The sequence below is a fragment of the Alcanivorax sp. DSM 26293 genome, from assembly GCF_900107995.1.
Taxonomy (GTDB): Bacteria; Pseudomonadota; Gammaproteobacteria; order Pseudomonadales; family Alcanivoracaceae; genus Alcanivorax.
In genome coordinates, this window is the sequence record NZ_FNUM01000007.1 from 58,553 (window position 1) to 73,587 (window position 15,035).

11 protein-coding genes are annotated in these 15,035 nt (G+C 60.6%); 2 read left to right on the forward strand and 9 right to left on the reverse strand.

Features of this window, described 5'->3' with window-relative positions:
- Positions 1–19: 19 nt before the first annotated feature.
- The 9 genes from greA to hrcA all read right to left on the reverse strand — a co-directional run bounded on the left by greA (position 20) and on the right by hrcA (position 12,611).
- On the reverse strand, positions 20–496 hold the full coding sequence (greA, locus tag C4S63_RS13045) for a transcription elongation factor GreA (protein ID WP_082810870.1): 477 nt from the start codon (positions 494–496) through the stop codon (positions 20–22).
- A 65-nt stretch (positions 497–561) separates the two neighbouring features.
- The gene (gene carB / locus C4S63_RS13050; RefSeq protein ID WP_063509471.1) at positions 562–3,780 is read right to left on the reverse strand and encodes a carbamoyl-phosphate synthase large subunit; all 3,219 of its coding nucleotides are present in this window, start codon (positions 3,778–3,780) and stop codon (positions 562–564) included.
- Positions 3,781–3,846: 66 nt separating this feature from the next.
- Entirely contained in the window at positions 3,847–4,980 is a 1,134-nt protein-coding gene (gene carA, locus C4S63_RS13055; RefSeq protein WP_103917819.1) for a glutamine-hydrolyzing carbamoyl-phosphate synthase small subunit, read from the reverse strand.
- Between the two features lie 211 nt (positions 4,981–5,191).
- The gene (dapB, locus tag C4S63_RS13060; protein ID WP_062817086.1) at positions 5,192–6,019 is read right to left on the reverse strand and encodes a 4-hydroxy-tetrahydrodipicolinate reductase; all 828 of its coding nucleotides are present in this window, start codon (positions 6,017–6,019) and stop codon (positions 5,192–5,194) included.
- 70 nt (positions 6,020–6,089) lie between these two features.
- Entirely contained in the window at positions 6,090–7,250 is a 1,161-nt protein-coding gene (locus C4S63_RS13065) for a hypothetical protein (protein WP_235000019.1), read from the reverse strand.
- A gap of 152 nt (positions 7,251–7,402) precedes the next feature.
- Complete coding sequence (dnaJ, locus tag C4S63_RS13070) at positions 7,403–8,530, reverse strand: molecular chaperone DnaJ (RefSeq protein WP_103917821.1); 1,128 nt, start codon at positions 8,528–8,530, stop codon at positions 7,403–7,405.
- Positions 8,531–8,649: 119 nt separating this feature from the next.
- Positions 8,650–10,578 carry a molecular chaperone DnaK gene (gene dnaK, locus C4S63_RS13075; RefSeq protein WP_062817089.1) on the reverse strand — a complete coding sequence of 643 codons (1,929 nt, stop codon included), beginning with the start codon at positions 10,576–10,578 and terminating at the stop codon, positions 8,650–8,652.
- A 125-nt stretch (positions 10,579–10,703) separates the two neighbouring features.
- The gene (grpE, locus tag C4S63_RS13080; protein ID WP_062817090.1) at positions 10,704–11,306 is read right to left on the reverse strand and encodes a nucleotide exchange factor GrpE; all 603 of its coding nucleotides are present in this window, start codon (positions 11,304–11,306) and stop codon (positions 10,704–10,706) included.
- 255 nt (positions 11,307–11,561) lie between these two features.
- Complete coding sequence (hrcA, locus tag C4S63_RS13085; protein ID WP_062817091.1) at positions 11,562–12,611, reverse strand: heat-inducible transcriptional repressor HrcA; 1,050 nt, start codon at positions 12,609–12,611, stop codon at positions 11,562–11,564.
- 141 nt (positions 12,612–12,752) lie between these two features.
- On the opposite strand from hrcA, the gene C4S63_RS13090 reads away from it, so the two are divergent.
- Together C4S63_RS13090 and recN are read left to right on the forward strand one after the other, a co-directional pair.
- Positions 12,753–13,271, forward strand: a complete 519-nt coding sequence (locus tag C4S63_RS13090) for an RDD family protein (protein ID WP_103917822.1) — start codon at positions 12,753–12,755, stop codon at positions 13,269–13,271.
- A gap of 34 nt (positions 13,272–13,305) precedes the next feature.
- Positions 13,306–14,973 carry a DNA repair protein RecN gene (gene recN / locus C4S63_RS13095; protein WP_103917823.1) on the forward strand — a complete coding sequence of 556 codons (1,668 nt, stop codon included), beginning with the start codon at positions 13,306–13,308 and terminating at the stop codon, positions 14,971–14,973.
- Positions 14,974–15,035: the final 62 nt, after the last annotated feature.

Here is a 15,035-nt window from a genome sequence, read left to right on the forward strand (position 1 = left end):
GAACCTTTCAACTTGCAACTCAGATGTGCTCGACCTTGTCGACCTCATACTCGCGGGTGCCACCGGGAGTATCGATCTGCACCACATCACCTTCTTCCCGGCCGATCAGGCCGCGGGCGATGGGAGAATTGACGCTCAACTTGCCCTGCTTGATGTTGGCTTCGTCGTCACCCACGATCTGGTAAACCTTCTCTTCGTCGGTATCCACATCAATGATGGTGACGGTCACGCCAAAGATCACCTTGCCGGTGTTTTCCAGCTCGGTGATATCGATGATCTGCGCGGCGCCCAGCTTTGACTCGATCTCGTTGATCCGCCCCTCGCAGAAACCCTGCTGCTCACGGGCCGCATGGTATTCCGCGTTTTCTTTCAGATCGCCATGCTCACGAGCTTCGGCAATGGCAGCCGTAATGCGCGGGCGATCTTCCCGCTTCAGCTTCTCCAGCTCCGCACGCAGGGCATCGGCCCCTTTGGCGGTCATTGGTATGCGTTGCATAGTTGTCCTCGTCTTTTTATGGAAACCGCCCGGAGCACTCGGCTCCGAGCGCTCCATGGGACGATTTACTGCATTTGGGCGTGCAAATCCTGCAAGCGGCGAACCGTCGGCTCGCCACTGATACCCAGCGCCTGACACACCGCATGGGCCGCCGTAATGGTGGTGGTATAGAACACCCGGTGCTGCAGGGCAGAGCGACGGATGGCGAAGGAATCACGAATCGCCTGTTTGCCCTCGGTGGTGTTCACGATCAGGGCAATCTCGTCATTCTTGATCATGTCGACGATATGCGGACGCCCTTCCAGCACCTTGTTGACCACTTTCACTTCCAGACCAGCGTCGCTGATCACCTTGGCGGTGCCGCGTGTAGCCACCAGGTTGAATCCACGCTCGATCAGCATACGCGCCACATCAATGGCCGCCGGCTTGTCCACTTCCCGCACGGAAATAAAGGCGGTACCTTTTTCCGGCAGTTTTTCGCCAGCACCCAGGGACGCCTTGCCAAAGGCTTCCGCAAAGGTGGCACCCACACCCATCACTTCCCCGGTGGATTTCATTTCCGGGCCCAGGATCGGGTCTACCTTCGGGAACTTGGCAAACGGGAAGACCGCTTCCTTCACGAAGTAGTGCTGCGGTTTGACCTCTTCAGTGAAGCCCTGTTCCTTGAGGCTGGTGCCGGCCATGCAACGGGCGGCCACCTTGGCCAGAGACACGCCGATGCACTTGGACACGTAGGGCACGGTCCGTGATGCACGGGGATTCACCTCCAGAACATACACCTCACCGCTCTTGACGGCGAACTGCACATTCATCAGGCCGATCACGCCCAGCTCCAGCGCCATATCGGCGGCCTGCTGGCGCATCACGTTCTGCACCTCTTCGTCCAGGGAGTACGGCGGAAGCGAACAGGCGGAGTCACCGGAGTGCACGCCAGCCTGCTCGATATGCTGCATGATGCCGCCGATTACCACGTCGGTGCCATCACAGACCGCATCCACGTCCACCTCGATGGCGTCATCCAGGAAGCGATCCAGCAGCACCGGCGAGTCGTTGGACACGGAAACCGCGTTCATCATGTAGTTGCGCAGCTCGGCCTCGCTGTAGACGATTTCCATGGCACGACCACCCAGCACATAGGAAGGACGCACCACCAGCGGGTAACCGATTTCCTCCGCCAGACGCACCCCATCTTCCATGGAGCGGGCGGTACGGTTGGGCGGCTGCTTGAGGCCCAGCTTGTTGACCATCTGCTGGAAACGCTCCCGGTCTTCTGCCTCGTCAATGGCATCCGGCGGGGTACCGATAATGGGCACACCGGCGGCCTGCAGGGCACGGGCCAGCTTCAGCGGCGTCTGGCCGCCGTACTGCACGATCACACCCTTGGGTTTTTCCTTGGCGACGATGGCCAGCACGTCTTCCAGGGTCACCGGCTCAAAATACAGGCGATCGGAAGTGTCGTAATCCGTGGACACGGTCTCCGGGTTACAGTTGACCATGATGGTCTCGTAACCGTCATCCTTCATGGCGAAGGCGGCGTGCACACAGCAGTAATCAAACTCGATCCCCTGACCGATCCGGTTGGGGCCACCACCGATGACCATGATCTTGTCACGGTCGGACGGGTTCGCCTCGCACTCTTCGTCATAGCTGGAGTACATGTAGGCGGTGTCGGTGGAAAATTCCGCAGCACAGGTATCCACTCGCTTGTAGATGGGCTGCACACCCAGCTCTTCGCGTTTGCCGCGCACGTCCGCTTCCTTCACCCCCAGCAGCTGGGCCAGACGGGCATCGGAGAACCCCTTGCGCTTGAGTGCGTAAAGACTGTCACGGCTCAGGTCGCTGAAGGTAGTGGCTGCCAGCTGCTGCTCGGCGCGCACCAGATCTTCAATCTGCACCAGGTACCAGCGGTCGATCTTGGTGATATTGAACACATCATCCACGGTCATACCGACCCGGAAGGCATCACCGACGATCCAGATCCGCTCGGGGCCCGGCGTGGCCAGCAACTGGGCCACCTGCTCGCGGGCATCCGGCGCGGACGGATCCACGCTGGGATCAAAGCCCACGGACTCGGTTTCCAGACCGCGCAGGGCTTTCTGTACGGATTCCTGGAAGTTGCGGCCAATGGCCATCACTTCGCCCACGGACTTCATCTGGGTGGTCAGCACCGCGTCGGCTTCGGCGAACTTTTCAAAGTTGAAGCGCGGAATCTTGGTAACCACGTAATCGATGGACGGCTCGAAAGAGGCCGGAGTCTTGCCGCCGGTGATCTCGTTCTGCAGTTCGTCAAGGGTGTAACCCACCGCCAGCTTGGCGGCCACCTTGGCAATCGGGAAGCCGGTGGCCTTGGACGCCAGCGCCGAAGAACGGCTCACCCGCGGGTTCATTTCGATCACTACCATGCGGCCGTTGTCCGGGTTGACCCCGAACTGTACGTTGGAACCGCCGGTTTCCACACCGATCTCGCGCAGCACCGCCAGGGAGGCGTCGCGCATGATCTGGAACTCTTTATCGGTCAGGGTCTGCGCCGGTGCCACGGTGATGGAGTCACCGGTGTGCACGCCCATGGGGTCAAAGTTTTCGATGGAGCAAACGATGATGCAGTTGTCCTTTTTATCGCGGACCACTTCCATCTCGTACTCTTTCCAGCCCAGCAGGGACTCGTCGATCAACAGCTCGTTGGTGGGCGACAGGTCCAGACCGCGCTGGCAGATTTCTTCGAACTCTTCCCGGTTATAGGCAACACCGCCACCGGAACCGCCCATGGTGAAGCTGGGCCGGATAATGCAAGGAAAGCCCAGATCTTCCAGGGCCGCATTGGCCTCTTCCATGTTGTGGGCGATGGCAGAGCGCGGGCATTCCAGCCCGATAGCTTTCATGGCCTGGTCGAAACGATGCCGGTCTTCCGCCTTGTCGATGGCATCCTGGGTGGCGCCGATCATTTCCACACCGAACTCGGCCAGCACGCCGTGCTTGTCCAGATCCAGCGCGCAATTCAGGGCGGTCTGCCCGCCCATGGTGGGCAGCAGGGCGTCCGGACGCTCCTTTTCGATGATCTTGGCCACGGTTTGCCAGGTGATCGGCTCGATGTAGGTCGCATCGGCCATGGCCGGGTCGGTCATGATGGTGGCCGGGTTGGAATTCACCAGGATGACCCGGAACCCCTCTTCACGCAGGGCCTTGCAGGCCTGGGCACCGGAGTAGTCAAACTCACAGGCCTGGCCGATGACAATCGGGCCAGCGCCAATGATGAGAATGCTTTGTATGTCAGTTCTTTTCGGCATAGTTCACTAACCGTCAGACGTAAATGGCTGCATCAGGGACCCGGCGATGCCGGGTCTGGCTCTGGCTTACTGTTGGCTCTTCGCTTCCATCAGTTCGATGAAATGATCGAACAGCGGCGCGCAGTCTCGCGGACCCGGGCTGGCTTCCGGGTGCCCCTGGAAACTGAAGGCCGGCACATCGGTGCGGTGAATACCCTGCAAGGTGCCATCGAAGAGGGACACATGCGTCACCTTCAGATTGTCGGGCAGGGAGTCCATATCCACGGCAAAACCATGGTTCTGGCTGGTAATCATCACCGTGTCATCGGCCAGGGTTTTCACCGGGTGGTTGGCACCGTGGTGGCCGGTGCCCATCTTCATGGTTTTCGCCCCGCTGGCCAGCGCCAGCAGCTGATGGCCCAGGCAGATACCGAACACCGGCTTGCCGGTGGCAACAATCTCCTTGATGGCCTCGATGGCGTAATCACAGGGCTCCGGATCACCGGGGCCGTTGGACAGGAAGATGCCATCAGGATTCATGGCCAGCACGTCAGCGGCCGGGGTCTGTGCCGGCACCACCGTGAGCTTGCAACCGCGCTCCACCAGCATGCGCAGGATGTTGCGTTTGACGCCGTAATCATAGGCCACCACATGGAAGCGGCTATCGACGCCCTCCGTGTGGCCTTTTTCCAGATCCCAGGTGGACTCGGTCCAGGTATAGGCATCACTGACGGTGACTTCCTTGGCCAGATCCATGCCCTTGAGCCCCGGGAAGGCCTTGGCCGCTTCCAGTGCCTTGGACTCATCCAGGTTATCGCCGGCAAGGATGCAGCCGTTCTGGGCACCCTTGTCCCGCAGGATACGGGTCAGGCGGCGGGTATCGATCTCCGCAATGGCCACGATATTGTTGTCGCGCAGGTAGTCCGGCAAGGACTGCTGGCTACGCCAGTTGCTGACCGTCATGGCCAGATCGCGAATCACCAGGCCGGACGCCCAGATCTGCGCGGACTCTTCGTCCTCGGGCGTCACACCGGTGTTGCCAATATGAGGATAGGTCAGGGTCACAATCTGTTTGGCGTAGGAGGGATCCGTAAGGATTTCCTGGTAGCCGGTCATAGCGGTGTTGAACACCACTTCACCCACGGTCTGACCCGTGGCACCGATAGCAACACCCCGAAAGATGCTTCCGTCTTCAAGAGCGAGAATGGCGGGAACCGTCAACGCAACCTCCAGGCTGGTAAGAATATAGGGAGATATGCGGCAGGGCACATTCGCAAAAAAGCGAGATGGATTGCTCCACCTCGCTTTTTCATGAAATTCGTCATCAGTGCCCCGCACGCCCATCACGGGCTGCGCGCTATTTTAGGGGCTCAGCCGGCAAATGTCACCCTTTGCCGGGCGCAACCGACCGCTGGCAGCCCCCGGGGCTTTCTCAGGCCTTGCCCCAGCCGGCGCTTTCACCCGCCAGACCAAGCACATCCTGCATGTCGAACAATCCCTTGTCGTGGCTGGCCAGCCAGGCTGCGGCCCGGACCGCCCCGCGACCAAAGGCCATGCGACTGGAGGCCTTGTGGGTGATTTCCACTCGCTCGCCGTCTGCGGCGAACATGACGGTGTGATCGCCAACAATGTCCCCGGCACGAATGGTCTCGAAACCGATGGTCTGGCGATCGCGCTCACCGGTACGACCTTCACGCCCATAGACGGCGCATTCGTTCAGGTCACGCCCCAGGGTCTGGGCCACTACCTCTCCCATACGCAGCGCCGTACCGGAGGGCGCGTCGATCTTGTGACGGTGATGGGCCTCAATCACTTCAATGTCGGCTTCTTCCGCCATCACCCGGGCGGCGGTTTCCAGCAGCTTGAAGCACAGATTCACGCCAATGGAGTAGTTGGGCGCGAAGCAGATGGCGATCTCTTCACTGGCTGTCCGCAGGGCAGCCTTCTGGTTTTCATCCAGCCCGGTCGTCCCGATCACCAGCTTGGTGCCCGCCGCGCGGCAGATTTCCACATTGCGGGCAGTGGCTTCCGGCACGGTAAAGTCAATAAACACATCGGCATCCCTGACCACCTTGTTCAGGTCATCCGCCAGCCGCACGCCGCTGGCTTCCTGCCCCACCAGCTCACCGGCATCGGCGCCGATCAGACTGGAACCGGGCACATCCACCGCCGCTGCCAGCGTGGTATCCGGGTTGGCCAGAGTGGCCTCAATCAGAATCCGGCCCATGCGACCGGCCGCACCGATAATGCCTACTTTCATGCTACTTCCTTGGAAATTGCACTGCGGCAGACTCCTTCGAGCCCGGCCACAGCAAAACGACTGAAGGCCGCTAGTCTACCAGAAAGGGCGGGCGGGTCACCGCGTAGAGATTGATGTTCTCCTTGCGCATGAACTTGCGCCGCTTGCGGTCAAAACGCCGGAAACTCATACCGCTGTCACGCCAGGCCTGCACCTCCTGCAGGCGCTTGCGGGCATAGGCCCGATCCAGCCACTCCATGGAAAACCGTGCTGGCAAATCGGCGGCCTTCTGTAATTGTGCCAACGCCCGCCCCGCAGCCTCATCCTGGTAGGTATAAAGCAGGCTGTTGGCATACTCATACCGCACAATCGCCAGATCCGGCACTGCCGCCAGCGACAACTCAAAAGGCTGCGTGGCATCCTCGCTATCCGCCGCCAGTGTCAGCCTGCCCGCCGCTTTGCCCACCCGGCGCAGCACATTGGCCTCAAAGGCGGCGCTCAGCGACAGCGCCAACGGATGGGACGGCTCCACTGCCAGAATCTCGGTAGCTGCATTGATCACCATGGCCGCGTAATTACGCTGCAATGTGGCCGGCACCGACTCATCCTCCGCCAGCCGCGCCACCGCATAACCAAACCCCAGACGCAGCATGCAGTAATCCGCTGTCAGGGACTCTTCCCCCGGCAGGATCGCCACCTGCTCACCAAACCAGGCCATCTGATCAATGGCCTCCTGGAGCAGCTGCTGTTTCTCGGTGTGGCTCGGCGCCAGGTAGGTGGCATAGATAATCTGCGCCACCAGCCCCGGCACCCGGGCATACCCCCCATAGCGTTTGCCGAGCTCGCGGGCATGGCGGAAGTCGCCCCGGAAAAAGGCCTGCCAGACCTCGAGCACATTGCGGCTGTGCTGCTCCCAGTTGTCATCCTGGTAACGCAGATCCCGATAGAGGGAGGGGAACCGCTGATAACGTACCTTCAAGTAGTCCGGCGACGGGAACGGGATGCCCAGGCCCCGCATAAAGATGGACCAGTGTTGACGAATTTCATCGAAGGTGTAGGTGTACGCGGAAGCCTCGAAGGGCGCCGACACCCAGGGCGCATCCAGCACCTGATCATCCAGCGCCAGCGGCGCCTTCTGGGCAAAGGTAGCCCGTGCACGCTGGTGAGCCTGATCCACAGGCGCCGAATATAAAGAAAGGGGAAGACAACACAACATAGTCCCCAGCATCCCTGCCAGTCGCCGCGCAGCCATGATTACCTCTGTTATTGTTGTTTTTATGCACAATATCGCAGGGAGGGATAAAGCGGCAACGAAAGCGGTCAAATTTCAGACTATTGCCTGATCACCACAAAAAAAGCCCGGGCTTGGGGCACCGGGCTTTTTTATCAGGCTGGGAGAAAGGATTATTTGGCGTCGAAGAAACGCTTCACCCCTTCGAACCAGCTGCTCTTGCGCGGGTTATGGCGATTGCCCCCGCTTTCCAGGGATTCCTGGAATTTGCGCAACAGGTCTTTCTGCTCACCGGACAGTTTCACCGGTGTTTCGATTACTACCTTGCAGAGCAGATCCCCCGGGCCACCGCCGCGCACCGGAGTCACCCCCTTGCCGCGCAAACGGAACAGCTTGCCACTCTGGGTTTCCGCCGGGACTTTCAGTTTCACCTTGCCATTCAGGGTGGGCACATCGAGCTCCCCCCCCAGGGTGGCATCGACAAAACTGATCGGCACTTCGCAGAACAGGTTGGCCCCATCGCGCTGGAAGATATCGTGCTCGCGCACTGCCACCTGAACATACAGATCGCCGGCCGGGGCACCGTGCATACCCGCTTCGCCTTCCCCCGCCAGACGGATCCGGTCACCGGTGTCCACACCGGCAGGGATTTTCACCGACAGGGTCTTGGTGTTCTGCACCCGGCCCTGGCCACCACAATTAGTGCAGGGGTCCTTGATGATCTGCCCCTCACCCTTACAGGTTGGGCAGGTCTGCTGCACGGTAAAGAAACCCTGCTGCATGCGCACCTGGCCCATGCCACCACAGGTGTTACAGGTAACTGGCTGGGCCCCCTCTTTCGCACCACTGCCGTGACAGACCTCGCAGCTATCCCAGGTGGGGATGCGAATTTTCTCTTCGCAGCCGCGCACTGCCTGTTCCAGGGTTAGCTCCAGGGTATAACGCAGATCCGCACCCCGAGCCGGGCCACGACGACCACCGCCGCCGCCACCGAAGATGTCGCCGAAAATATCGCCGAAGATGTCACCAAAGCCACCCCCGCCGAAGCCGCCGGCTCCGCCAGCACCGGCCTGGCCATCCACACCGGCATGGCCGAACTGGTCATAGGCTGCCCGCTTCTGCTCATCGGCGAGCACCTCGTAGGCTTCCTTGGCTTCCTTGAACTTGGCCAACGCCTCCTGATCATCCGGGTTACGGTCCGGATGGTATTTCATGGCCAGACGTCGATAGGCCTTTTTCAAATCCTGCTGACTGGCATCCTTGGACGCCCCCAGCACTTCATAATAATCACGTTTGGACATAGTGGGCCTTTTTGAATCAGTCCCGTCACACAAAAACGCCGGCAGGTCGCCGGCAATAAAGAAGTTGCGCGGATCTCCCGGCTACCGCGCCTGGGCGCGGCACCGGGATGTCCGACGGCTTACTTCTTCTTGTCGTCGTCCACTTCTTCAAACTCGGCGTCGACCACGTCATCACCGGACGCTTTCTGCTGACCGGCTCCCGCATCGGCAGCGCCCTCGGCCTGCTGCGCCTGTTCGGCGTACAGCTTCTCGGCCAGCGGCGCAGAGACCTCGGACAGCGCCTTGATCTTGGCTTCGATGTCATCCTTGTCGCTGCCTTTGGCGGCGGCTTCCAGCTCGTCAGCGGCCTTGGTGATGGCTTCCTTCTCTTCGTCGGTGGCCTTGTCACCGGCCTCTTCCAGGGTCTTCTTGGTGGCGTGCACCAAGTGGTCCGCCTGGTTGCGGGTCTGCACCAGCTCTTCGAACTTCTTGTCTTCGTCCGCGTGGGCTTCGGCGTCCTTCACCATTTGATCAATTTCCTCATCGGTCAGACCGGAGGAGGCCTTGATCTGGATGGACTGCTCTTTGCCGGTGGCCTTGTCTTTCGCGCCCACGTGCAGAATACCGTTGGCGTCGATGTCGAAGGTCACTTCGATCTGCGGCATGCCGCGCGGTGCCGGCGGAATGTCTTCCAGGTTGAACTGGCCCAGCGACTTGTTCTGTGCCGCCTGCTTACGCTCACCCTGCAACACATGCACGGTCACGGCGGTCTGGTTGTCATCCGCAGTGGAGAACACCTGGGACGCATTGGTCGGGATGGTGGTGTTCTTCTCGATCAGCGGCGTCATCACACCGCCCATGGTTTCGATACCCAGGGTCAGCGGCGTCACGTCCAGCAGCAGCACGTCGGTGACATCACCGCTCAGTACCGCACCCTGAATGGCAGCGCCCATGGCAACGGCTTCATCCGGATTCACGTCCTTGCGCGGCTCTTTGCCGAAGAACTCGGTCACTTTCTTCTGCACCAGCGGCATACGGGTCTGACCACCCACCAGAATCACGTCGGTAATATCGGCAGTTTTCACGCCCGCATCAGTCAGTGCCGTCTTGCACGGTTCCAGAGAACGGCTCACCAGGTCACCCACCAGGGATTCCAGCTTGGCACGGGTCACTTTCACCACCAGGTGCTTGGGACCAGTGCTGTCTGCGGTGATGTACGGCAGGTTCACTTCGGTCTGCTCGGCGGAGGACAGCTCGATCTTGGCTTTCTCGGCCGCTTCCTTCAGACGCTGCATGGCCAGCGGATCACCGCCCAGGTCGATACCGGAATCTGCTTTGAACTGATCCGCCAGGAAGTTGATCAGCGCCAGGTCGAAATCCTCACCGCCCAGGAAGGTGTCACCGTTGGTGGCCAGCACTTCAAACTGGTGCTCGCCGTCCACTTCGGCAATCTCGATGATGGAAATATCGAAGGTACCCCCACCCAGGTCGTAGACCGCGATGGTGCGATCGCCACCTTTCTTGTCCAGGCCATAGGCCAGGGCAGCCGCGGTGGGCTCGTTGATAATACGCTTCACGTCCAGGCCGGCGATGCGACCGGCATCCTTGGTGGCCTGACGCTGGGAATCGTTGAAGTACGCGGGCACGGTGATGACGGCCTCGGTAACGGCCTCACCCAGATAGTCTTCCGCGGTCTTCTTCATTTTCTTCAGCACCTGCGCAGAAATCTGCGGCGGCGCCATTTTCTCGCCCTTCACTTCCACCCAGGCGTCGCCATTGTCGGCCTTGGTGATCTTGTAGGGGACCATTTTGATGTCTTTCTGAACGACGCTGTCTTCAAAGCGACGGCCGATCAGACGCTTCACCGCGTACAGGGTATTTTCCGGGTTGGTCACCGCCTGACGCTTGGCAGACTGACCGACCAGGGTTTCCTTGTCGTCGGTGTAGGCGATGATGGACGGCGTGGTACGCGCGCCTTCAGCGTTTTCAATAACCTTGGCTTTATCCCCTTCCAGTACGGCCACACAGCTGTTGGTCGTACCCAGGTCAATACCGATAATCTTACCCATGTCTCTCTTTCTCCTTCACACCAGCCGGTTCCCTGACGGCAAACCGGGCAGTTGAATTGTCAACTCGTCTGGCCTCTATATGGCGGTGCTTCATGCCGTTTCAAGGGGCCAGAGTGCCTTTTTGCTTACTCGGCAGCCTTGCTGACCACCACCCTGGCCGGACGGATCAGGCGACCATTCAGCTGATAGCCTTTTTCCAGCACCTCAATCACGGTATTGGGCTCCACATTGGGCACCGGCACCATGGTCATGGCCTCGTGCAACTCGGGATTGAACGGCTCGTCCGACGGACTGATCTGCTCCAGGTTGTACTTGGCAAAGGCATCCAGCAGGGATTTGAGGGTCAGCTCGATACCTTCACGGGCGCCTTGCAGGGCATCGTCGTTGGCATCCAGGGCAGCCAGGCCACGCTCCAGGTTGTCCGCCACGCTCAGCAGATCGCCGGCAAATTTCTCCAGGGCGAACTTGTGGGCGTGCTGCACATCCCGCTCGGCGCGCTTGCGCACATTCTGGATTTCCGCCTGGGCACGGATATCCGCCTCACCCAGGGCTTTTTTCACCTTGGCCAGCTCAGCTTCCACTTCAGCCAGCTGTTCTTCAGCCGAGGGCTGCTCAGGCGCAGGGGCCTCGGCTTCCGCATTGGCAGCCTCAGCCTGGGCCGCCTGCTGCTCTTCGGCAGTCTCTACCTGCGGCTCGGCGTTTTTCGGGTCTTTTTCCTGCTCACTCATTGTTAACTCCACATCCCAATCCGGGCTTTTCCAGGAAAGCGGGCAAAGATATGGGAACAAACGGGCGGGATTCAAGGGGGAGGAAGGCAGTTAACAGTTGATAGTGGACAGTTGACAGCGTCGCGGGATAAGCCCGGTCAGCTTCTGAGACGCAAGAGGCCGCGCCCATAAGCCTGGGCGCGGCCTCATACGTTCCAAAATCAACAACCTCGCCCGCGCAGCTGTCAATTATCAACTGTCCACTGTCAACTGAGGTTAAAGCTGGGTCAGGGCCGCCGAAAGGATTTTGGCGGTGATATCCACGGTGGGAATGACCTTTTCGTAATCCATGCGCGTGGGGCCGACCACGGCGAGGACGCCCACCGGGCCGTTATCCGCCTTGTAGGGGGCGGAAATCAGCGAGTAATCCTCGAACGGCTGGAAGCCGGATTCCCGGCCGATGAAAATCTGCACCCCGTCCGCCTTCATGGAGCGCTCCAGCAGATGCAGGATATCGCGCTTGTGATTAAAGGCGTCGAACAGGTCCCGCAATTGATGCAGATTGTCCGCTTCCGCGGACTTGAGCAGGTTGGATTCGCCAGAGACCACATAATCCGAGCTCTCCGGCTCACTGCGCAGGGCCTTGTCGGCTACCTCCATGGCAGTACGCATCAACACATCCATCTGCGCCCGGTCCGCGTTCATGGTGTTCAGCAGGCCATCGCAGATGCTGTTCAGATCGCAGCCGCCATAGGTGTGATTGATATAGTTGGCGGCCTGGCGCAATTCTGCTTCGTCGTAGTCCCGATCGGTATGAATGATGCGGTTCTGCACCTCGGAGCGGTTGACCACCAGCACCACCAGCACCCGCTTGCCCGATAACGGCAAGAATTCCACCTGCCGAAGGGTGGTCACCTCCCGGCGTGGCACCGCCACCAACCCGGCCATGCGGGTCAGCTCCGCCAGGGTCCGTGACGCCTGGGCAATCAGCTCCTGGGGGGATTGCTCCGGGGCCAGCAGCTGGCGCAACTCCTTTTTCAGGGACTTGTGATCCGGGCGCTCCATGACACTGGAGGCCAGCAAGGAATCCACATACAGCCGGTAGCCCAGTTCCGTGGGGACACGACCGGCAGAGGTATGAGGGCTGGCCAGTACGCCCAGATCCTCCAGCTCCGCCATGATGTTACGGACAGTGGCCGGGCTCACCGTCAGTCCGCTACCCGCTGCCAGCGTCTTGGAACCCACCGGCTGCCCATCGCGGATATGACGCTCCACCAGCGCCATCAGCAGTCGTTGTTTGCGTTCGTTGAGATCCAGCTTCGTCATAGCGGTATATGTAACAGAAAATCAGGACGACATTATATAGGGTTATCGTCAGGAGTTGAGCGGGGCTTACACTCACGCCCGGAATCCCCTACTATTGGAAACACTGACCAAACGAACAGTTGTTACCACAAGGATGTCACCATGACCGACAGCAACAACCCCTACCAGAGCCCCGCCGCCGAAGCGCCACCTCACCGGTCGGCGGACAATGCGGTGTTAGCCAGCCGCTGGCACCGATTTTTCGGCGCCCTCATTGATGGCCTGGTCCAGCTTGCCATTATTGCCCCCATCGTGTTTTTTTCCGGCGCCTGGGCCGACATGATGGCCAATAGCGGCGTGCTCGATCTGACCACCACCCTGGTCTGGTTTATCGTCGGCGAAGTGATCTTCCTGGCCGTGCAGGGCTGGCTGCTGTTCAATCGCCAGCAGACAATCGGCAAATGGCTGCTGGGCATGAAAATCGTCGGCATGGAGCAGAACGCGGTGCCTGTCGGTAAACTGTATGGCCTGCGCTACCTGCTGTTTCACGTGCTGGCTCAGGTGCCCGGCGTCAATCTGATCATGCTGATTGACCCGCTAATGATCTTCCGCGGTGATCGCCGCTGCCTGCATGACTTACTGGCCGGCACCCAGGTAATACAGGCCCCGGCCAACCGCTAGTCGCCACACTGTCTGCCCGTTTCGGAGAGATACCATGCTGACCCATTTGAGCGTTCGTCACTTTGCCACCGTGGACCAGTTGGAGCTGGAGCCGGAAAACGGTCTCACCGTGATCAGCGGGGAAACCGGGGCGGGCAAATCGGTAATCATTGATGCCCTGGGCCTGACCCTCGGCGACCGGGCCGACTCCAGCATTGTCCGTCACGGCCATGACCGGGCGGAAGTGCTCGCCACCTTTGATCTCAGCGACAACCCGGCCGCTCGCCAATGGCTGGCCGACCGGGAGCTGGACGATGATAACCAGTGTCTGCTGCGCCGCACCGTGCGTGCCGATGGACGCTCACGGGCCTACGTGAATGGCACCCCCACCCCCCTGGCGGAAGTGCGTGAGCTCGGCGAACGGCTGATCAGCATCCACAGCCAGCACGAGCACCAGGCACTGATGAAAAAGGACGCTCACCGGCAGCTTCTCGACAACTTCGCCGAGGCCCGGGAGCTGGCCAACACCGTCCGCGATCACTGGCGCACCTGGCAAAAAGCTCGCCGCGCCCACGACGACGCCCTGAATCAGGCCCGCGAGCAGAACGAAAAGGAGGAGCTGCTGCGCTTCCAGCTGGAAGAGCTGGATAGTCTGGCCCTGCAGGAAGGCGAACTGGAGCAGCTGGAACAGGAACAACAACGGCTTGGCAATGCGGAAAGTCTGATTCGTACTTGCCAGCAGTCCCTGAACGCGCTTTATGAGGGCGAGGACGGCACCTGCAACGACCATCTGAGCCAGGTCAGCCACTGGCTGGACGAGGCCCGCAATCAGGATGAAGCCCTGGCCACCATTGCCGACACCGTGGAGTCTGCCCGCCTGCAGGTGGAGGCCGCCGCCGACGACCTGCGGCATTACCTGGAACGGCTGGACCTGGATCCGGAACGCCTGGCCCAGGTGGAAGAACGGTTGAGCCAGAGCTACACCCTGGCACGCAAGCACCGCATCCGCCCGGAAGAGCTGGTGGAACACCATCGCCAACTGCTGGCGGAATCCGACGCCCTGGGCAATGTGGACGCGCACCTGCATGCCCTGTCTGAGCAAGAAGCTGCGGCCCAGCAGCAGTACATGGACAGCGCCCGCAAGCTCAGCAAGGCCCGCCGCACCGCCGCCCAGACTCTTACCCAGCAGGTTCAGAAACAGCTCACCGCCCTGGGCATGAAAGCGGCCAAACTGGACGCCCAGCTAGGCGAATGCGCCCCTGGCGCCGATGGTCTGGAAGAGGTGGAGTTCCTGTTCTCTGCCAACCCCGGCCAACCCCTGAAACCGCTTGGCAAAGTGGCCTCCGGCGGGGAACTGTCACGGGTAAGCCTGGCCATCCAGGTGATCTGCGCCCGCAACCTGACCGTGCCGAGCCTGGTGTTCGATGAGGTGGATGTGGGCGTGGGCGGCGGCGTGGCCGAGATCGTCGGCCGCCTGCTGCGCGAACTGGGCGGCCACGCCCAGGTGCTGTGCATCACCCACCAGCCCCAGGTAGCCAGCCAGGGTCACCAGCACTGGCAGGTGCACAAGATTCAGGGGGACGACACCACCCACACCCGTATCCAGGGGCTGGACGACAACGCGAGAATCGAAGAGCTGGCGCGCATGCTGGGCGGCGTGGAAATCACCGAATCCACCCGCAACCACGCCAAAGAGATGCTGAGCAAGGCCCAGGCAGCCTAGAAAGGCAGTGAACAGTTAATAGTGAATCGTTAACAGCGGCGCGCGGGCAGAGGGTCAGATAA

Coding starts and splice junctions, on each gene's coding strand:
- greA (WP_082810870.1), bottom strand. CDS start 496: ATGCAACGCATACCAATGACCGCCAAAGGGGCCGATGCCCTGCGTGCG.
- recN (WP_103917823.1), top strand. CDS start 13,306: ATGCTGACCCATTTGAGCGTTCGTCACTTTGCCACCGTGGACCAGTTG.
- hrcA (WP_062817091.1), bottom strand. CDS start 12,611: ATGACGAAGCTGGATCTCAACGAACGCAAACAACGACTGCTGATGGCG.
- dnaJ (WP_103917821.1), bottom strand. CDS start 8,530: ATGTCCAAACGTGATTATTATGAAGTGCTGGGGGCGTCCAAGGATGCC.
- grpE (WP_062817090.1), bottom strand. CDS start 11,306: ATGAGTGAGCAGGAAAAAGACCCGAAAAACGCCGAGCCGCAGGTAGAG.
- dnaK (WP_062817089.1), bottom strand. CDS start 10,578: ATGGGTAAGATTATCGGTATTGACCTGGGTACGACCAACAGCTGTGTG.
- dapB (WP_062817086.1), bottom strand. CDS start 6,019: ATGAAAGTAGGCATTATCGGTGCGGCCGGTCGCATGGGCCGGATTCTG.
- carB (WP_063509471.1), bottom strand. CDS start 3,780: ATGCCGAAAAGAACTGACATACAAAGCATTCTCATCATTGGCGCTGGC.
- C4S63_RS13090 (WP_103917822.1), top strand. CDS start 12,753: ATGACCGACAGCAACAACCCCTACCAGAGCCCCGCCGCCGAAGCGCCA.
- C4S63_RS13065 (WP_235000019.1), bottom strand. CDS start 7,250: ATGGCTGCGCGGCGACTGGCAGGGATGCTGGGGACTATGTTGTGTTGT.